This window comes from Streptococcus sp. WM07 (assembly GCF_004570525.1).
Classification (GTDB): domain Bacteria; phylum Bacillota; class Bacilli; order Lactobacillales; family Streptococcaceae; genus Streptococcus.
In genome coordinates, this window is sequence record NZ_SPPZ01000144.1 from 1 (window position 1) to 594 (window position 594).

Sequence of the window (594 nt, forward strand, 5' to 3'; positions counted from 1 at the left end):
TATCTCCTGGTGTGGTTGTATCTACTGGTTCCTCAAAGCTTACCTTAGTACCTGCTGGCAGGTCTCCTAGATTTGCAATAGATTTAGATGGATCTACTTCCTCACCTTGTTTAACGGTCTGATCTTGTGCTACTGGTGTGTTCTTATCCGCGTCGGTTGGTTCAGAAACTTTAACAGTTACTGGGACCTTATCCGTTGAACCATCTGGATACGTTACCACAGCTGTTGCTGGCTTATCTCCTGGTGTGGTTGTATCTACTGGACTCTCAAAGCTTACCTTTGTACCTGCTGGCAAGTCTCCTAGATTTGCAATAGATTTAGATGGATCTACTTCCTCACCTTGTTTAACGGTCTGATCTTGTGCTACTGGTGTGTTCTTATCCGCATCTGTTGGTTCAGAAACTTTAACAGTTACTGGGACCTTATCCGTTGAACCATCTGGATATGTTACAACAGCTGTTGCTGGCTTATCTCCTGGTGTGGTTGTATCTACTGGTTCCTCAAAGCTTACCTTAGTACCTGCTGGCAAGTCTCCTAGATTTGCAATAGATTTAGATGGATCTACTTCCTCACCTTGTTTAACGGTCTGATCTT

Annotated in this window: 1 protein-coding gene; it reads right to left on the reverse strand. The window is 43.8% G+C overall.

Features of this window, described 5'->3' with window-relative positions; translation table 11 throughout:
* On the reverse strand, positions 1-594 hold a 594-nt coding region (locus E4T71_RS08780; protein WP_245165726.1), incomplete at both ends, for a Rib/alpha-like domain-containing protein.